The 5959-nt window shown below is 63.9% G+C and carries 3 protein-coding genes; all 3 read left to right on the plus strand.

Annotation, left to right across the window (positions count from 1 at the left end; genetic code table 11):
* The coding region (locus tag BEN49_RS09985) for a FecR family protein (protein ID WP_125916695.1) at positions 1 to 740 on the plus strand (740 nt) is incomplete at its 5' end.
* A 33-nt stretch (positions 741 to 773) separates the two neighbouring features.
* A complete protein-coding gene (locus BEN49_RS09990) occupies positions 774 to 4241 on the plus strand; it encodes a SusC/RagA family TonB-linked outer membrane protein (RefSeq protein ID WP_070742889.1) in 3468 nt (1155 codons plus the stop codon).
* Between the two features lie 17 nt (positions 4242 to 4258).
* Complete coding sequence (locus tag BEN49_RS09995; RefSeq protein WP_070742891.1) at positions 4259 to 5794, plus strand: SusD/RagB family nutrient-binding outer membrane lipoprotein; 1536 nt, start codon at positions 4259 to 4261, stop codon at positions 5792 to 5794.
* The last annotated feature ends 165 nt before the right edge of the window (positions 5795 to 5959 follow it).

Here is a 5959-nt window from a genome sequence, read left to right on the forward strand (position 1 = left end):
GGGTGCCGGCGCTGCTGCGCATTGCGGCGGCGGCGGTGCCGCTGGGCGTGGGCTCCGCCATTTTGTGGTACAGCCAGGACCAGCACGTTCAAACGGCCTACGGCGAGGTCAAGTCCATGGCCCTGCCCGACGGCACGCAGGTGGTGCTGAACGGCAACTCCTCGCTGACTTACGGGCGCGGCTGGGGCCGGAGCGCGCGCGAAGTGTGGTTGCGGGGCGAGGGGTATTTCCGGGTGGCGCACCTGAACCAGGACCCGGCCCGGGTGCTGCCCGGCGAACGGTTTGTGGTGCACTGCCGCGGCCTGAACGTAGAGGTGCTGGGCACCACCTTCAACGTGAACGACCGGCCGGGCCGGGTGCACGTGGGCCTGGTAACCGGCAAAATCCGGCTGACCGCCGCCGGGCCCCACCAGGGCCCCACCGCCCTGACGCTGGCCCCCGGCGACTACGTGGAGTACGCGGCCCGTCGCATTTCCGCGCCCCGCAAGCTGGCCCACCCCGAGCAGCTCACCACTTGGTCGCAGCACCAGTTCAGCTTCACCGACGGCCGCCTGGGCGACATGCTCCAGACGCTGCAAGATGCTTACGGTTACCAGGTTAAGTACGCCCATCCCGAAGCTGCCGACCTGCGCATAGAGGGCGAGATCAACGTGGCGGGCGTGGCCGCGCTGCTGGAAACCATCTCGGCGTCGCTGCACGTGAGCATTTACCAGAACGGCAACCAAATCATCGTCAACTAATCCTTTTCACCTCACCATTTTAACGTACAAAGCATGAGAAAACTCGACTCGACAAGCTGTTTAAAATGGGGAGCAGTACCGCTGCTACTACTCCAGACCGTGACCGGTTCGGCGCAGTGGGCCTTGGCCAGCAAGGCGTCGGCGCCGGAATTATCTTACGCCGACGCCTCGCCCCAGGCCACGCCGCTGGCCCGCACGTCGCTGAAGGAAGCCGTGGACCAGCTCAAGCGGCAGTACCACATCCAGATTGCCTTCCGCGAGGGCCTGCTCAACGATAAGTTCGTGGCGGAGCCGGGCGAAAGCGGGAACTCGGCCATTGGCGTTGAGAACAACCTGAGCCAATTATTGCGGGCGTTTAATCTCAACTTCAAAAAGATAACGGCCCGGCAATACGTTATTTATGCTGCTTTGGGCGCGCCCCTGGGGGCCCCCGCCCCCGGCGACAACGTGCGGGGCCGGGTGGTTTTCGCCGAAGACGGCACCGGCATTCCGGGCGCCACCGTTATCCTGAAGGGCGGCACCCAGGTGGGCACTTCTACCGACGCGGACGGCAACTTCGACCTGAAAATCCCGGCTGCCAACCAGGAAAAGTCCATTACGCTGGTCGTGTCGTTTGTGGGCTACACCACCGCCGAGCTGATTATTACCGACCGCACGGCGCTGGCCACGGTGAAGCTCGCCAAGAACGAGCAGGCCCTGGGCGAAGTCGTGGTAACGGCCCTGGGCATCAGCAAGCAGAAACGGTCGCTGGGCTACGCCGTGACCGAGGTGAAGGGCGAGGACCTGACGCAGGCCCGCGAAAACAACGTGGCCAACGCCCTGACGGGCAAGGTGGCCGGCGTCAACGTATCGGGCCTGTCGACGGGCCCCGGGGGTTCGAGCCGGGTGATTATCCGCGGCAACGGCTCGCTCTCGGGCACGGCCAATAACCAGCCTTTGTATGTGGTGAACGGCATGCCGATTGACAACTCGGTGCCCGGGCAGGCCCCCAGCGCCAACGGCGGGGGCACCAACGTGGACCGCGGCGACGGCATTGCCAGCATCAACCCCGACGACATCGAGTCCATCACCGTCCTAAAAGGCGGCACGGCCGCGGCCCTCTACGGCTCGCGGGGCGGCAACGGCGTGATCCTGATTACCACTAAAAAGGGCCGGGCCCAGAAGGGCATTGGCGTGGAATACAACACGTCCGAAACGCTGGAATCTATTTCGGTACTACCTGATTTTCAGTACGAGTACGGGCAGGGCGACGGCGGCGTGAAGCCGACCACGCTGGCCGCAGCGCAGGCTACGGGCCGCCGCTCATGGGGCTCCAAAATTGATGGCTCGACGGACTACGTGGGCGTTGATGGCCTGACGCACCCCTACGTAGCCCAGAAGGACAACCTGAAAAACTACTACCGTACCGGGCGCACGGCCACCAACACCGTGGCTTTCTCGGGCGGCACGGAAGCTATTTCGTACCGGTTTTCGCTGGCCGACCTGGACAGCAAAGGCATTTTACCCGGTAGCCGCTACAACCGCAAAACCGCCAACCTCAACCTGAGCGGCCGGCTCAACCCGCGCCTGAGCTTCGAGGCCCTGGCGCAGTACAACATCGAGACGGCCCACAACCGGCCCAGCGCCGGCGACGCCTCCGCCAACCCCAACTGGTCGCCTTACATGATTGCCAACACGGCCGACGTGCGCTGGCTCAACCCCGGCTACGACGCCAATGGCAACGAAACCGTGTGGAACGACGCCGGCATCGCCACCAACGGCTACTTCGTCATCAACAAGTTTCAGGAAGACGACCGCAAAAATCGTTTCATCGGGCAGGGCTCCGTTAGCTACGAGCTGTTCCCCAACCTGGTCCTCAAGGGCACCGTCAGCCAGGACCACTACGACTACAACTACGCCAACATCACGCCCACCGGCACGCTCTACGCCCTTACGGGCCAGTACGTGGGCATTAAGTCGGACGTGACGGAGCTCAACGGCCTGGCCACCGCCACCTACCACCGGCAAATCAAGGACTTCGGCTTTTCGGTGCTGGGCGGCGTCAACCGGCGGCACTCCGAGCTGAACGAACTGGACCAGACGGGCATCGGCTTCACCATTCCGTACTTCTACAGCTACAACAACCTGGCCTCGAGCACCACGCTGGCCCTCTCGTCGCGGCAGGAAGTGAACTCGGCCTTCGGCTCGGCTGACTTCAACTACAAGAGCTGGCTGTACCTGACGGTGGCCGGCCGCAACGACTGGTACTCCACGCTGAGCCCGGCCAACAACAGCCAGTTCTACCCCAGCGCCAACGCCAGCCTCGTGCTCTCGGACGTGCTGAAGCTGCCCGAGGCCGTGAACCTGCTCAAGCTCAAGGGCGCGTTTGCGCAGGTGGGCCAGGGGGCCCCCGACCCCTACGCCGTGAACCTGACCTACAGCAACGTGCCCAGCTCGGGCCAGCCGCTGCAAAACGTGAGCAGCAACACGCCCGGCTCCGGCATTGCCGGCATCACCAACGCCAACCTGGGGCCCGTGCTCTCCACCACCACGGAGGGCGGCATCGAAGGGCAATTTTTGGGCAACCGCCTGAGCTTCGACCTCACGTACTACAACCGCCTGACGGACAAGGACATCGTTAACTCGACCATCAGCCCCACCTCGGGCTACAACAGCGTGTACCTGAACGCGGGCCGGGTGCGCAACCGCGGCATTGAGGTGCTGGTGAGCGGCACGCCCGTGAAAATCGCGAATTTTTCGTGGAACACCAGCTACAACATGGCCTACAACGACAACCGGGTGCTGAGCCTGGCCGAGGGCATCTCGTCCATCAACCTGGCCAGCACGGTGGGCAACTGGGGCAACATCAACAACATCGTGGGCGAGTCAGCCTTCGAGATTGTGGGCACCCGGATTCTGAAAGACGCGCAGGGCAACACCGTGTTCAACGCCACCAGCGGGTTTCCGGTGGCCACCGGCTTGCAGTCGCTGGGCAAGAGCGTGGCCCCACTCACGATGGGCTTCAGCAATGACTTCCGCTACAAGCGCTTCTCGCTGAACCTGCTGCTCGACGGCAAGTTTGGCAACAAGGTCTTCTCCATCAGCGAGGTGTACGAAACGCGGCTGGGCCTGCTGAAATCGACGCTGGCGGGCCGCGAGTCGGGCCTGGAGCTGACCGGCGTGACCCAGGACGGCGGTGCCTACAACCGCACGGTGCCCGTGAGCGGCCTGCGCGGCTACTACGACAACTACAAGAACTACTCCGAGCTGTTTTTGCACGATGGTAGCTTCGTCAAGCTGCGCCAGGTCATTTTTTCCTACAACCTGCCGGCCTTCCACATCAGCAAGCTCAACCTGCAATCGGCCACCATCGGCTTCGTGGCCCGCAACCTGGCCACGCTGCTGCGGCACACCGACTTCGACCCCGAGCAGAGCTTCAGCAACGGCAACTACCAGGGCCTGGAGTCCATTGGCCTGCCCCGCACCCGGTCGTACGGCGTGAACCTGTCCGTTAAATTCTAATTCCTTCGTCCATTACCATGAACGCATTTCTATCTAAGTGTAAGCTGCTCACGGGCTTTGGGCTGGTCGCCTTCGCCGGGCTGAGCGGGTGTACCAAGGACTTTGTGGAGCTGAACGCCAACCCCAACGCCGTGGGCACCCTCACGCCGGAGTACCTGTTCACCAAGGCCCAGTACGACGGGGTGGCCAACTCGCTGCTGCTGCTGCTGGGCACCATGCAGTACACCACGAGCTTCAACGACGTGGCGGGCTTCGGCTCGAAGTACATTGCCAGCCAGGTCAATAGCTCGTCGTCGTCGTTCACCAGTGCCTACCCGGGGGCCCTAAACGAGTTGTCCCTGATCATCAACGCCGTGAAGGACGACCCCGCCCAGGTGAACCTGCTGGCCGAGGCCCGCATCTGGCGCGTGTACTGCTACAGCCGCCTCACCGATGTGTACGGCGACATTCCGTACGCGCAGGCCACGCTGGGCTACACCGACAACCAGTTCACGCCCGCCTACGACCCGCAGCAGGCCATTTACGCCGACCTGCTCAAGGAGCTGGATGAGGCCGCCCAGAGCCTGGACGCCACCAAGCCCACCTTCGGCGCGGCCGACCTGATCTACGCCGGCAACACGGCGCAGTGGAAGAAATTTGCCTACTCCCAGATGCTGCGCCTGGGCCTGCGCCTGACCAAGGTGGACCTCGCCGGGGCCCAAACCTGGGCCACCAAGGCCCTGGCCGGCGGCGTCATCACGGCCGACGCCGACATTGCCAAGGTGACGTACCTGGCCACCGGCCAAATTATCAACCAGAACCCGGTGGCTTACAACCTGTATATCAGCGACTACATTGCCGCCAACGGCAGCACCAACCAGGAGGGCGGCAAGTACCAGGACGTGTTTATCGACTACCTCAAGCAAACCCGCGACCCGCGCCTGGGCATCGTGTCGGTGGTGTACACGGGCGGCTCGCCCAACGTGACGGATACCACCTTTGCCAAGCAGCAGGGCATGCCGGCCAACCTGGGCGCCAAGCCCGCCAACTTCGCCCGGCTGAGCGAGCCCAACCCCAAAACCGTGCTGCTCCGCAACTCGCCCGTGCTGGTGTTCACGGCGGCCGAATCGTACTTTTTGCAGACCGAAGCGGCCCTGCGGGGCTGGTCGGGCGGCACGCCGGCCACCCTCTACGCCAGCGGCGTGGGCGCGGCCCTGCGCCAGTGGAGCATCATCAGCCCGAGCGACGGCACGCTGCCGGCCAGCAAAATCAGCGCCTACGTGGGCCGCAACCAGCTGGTGACGACCGGCTTCCCGCAGCAGATGCAGCAGATTTATACGCAGTTCTGGGTCAGTATTTTCCCGGATGCGCAGGAGTCGTTTGCCAGCTACCGCCGCACCGGCTACCCGGCCCTCACGCCCAACAATTACCCCGGCAACGCCACCGGCGGGCAGTTTCCACGCCGGTTCCTGTACCCGGTTTCCGAGCAGAACCTGAACCCGGTTTCGTACGCCGCCGCCATTGCCCGCCAGGGCCCCGACGTGCTGCTGACCCGCGTGTACTGGGATAAATAGGCCCCCCAGCCGACTGCTGTAAAACGGAGTGGCACTCCGTTAATCATTCGCGCGGCCACGGGGTGCCACTCCGTTTTACAGCGCACGTCATGGGGCCCCGGGGCTGTACCACCAAGCTGTGCTTGGTCTTGCCTATGCCTGCCTGCCCCTGGGGCAAGGCCAAGC

The organism is Hymenobacter coccineus (assembly GCF_001816125.1).
Classification (GTDB): domain Bacteria; phylum Bacteroidota; class Bacteroidia; order Cytophagales; family Hymenobacteraceae; genus Hymenobacter; species Hymenobacter coccineus.

Coding starts and splice junctions, on each gene's coding strand:
- BEN49_RS09990 (WP_070742889.1), top strand. CDS start 774: ATGAGAAAACTCGACTCGACAAGCTGTTTAAAATGGGGAGCAGTACCG.
- BEN49_RS09995 (WP_070742891.1), top strand. CDS start 4,259: ATGAACGCATTTCTATCTAAGTGTAAGCTGCTCACGGGCTTTGGGCTG.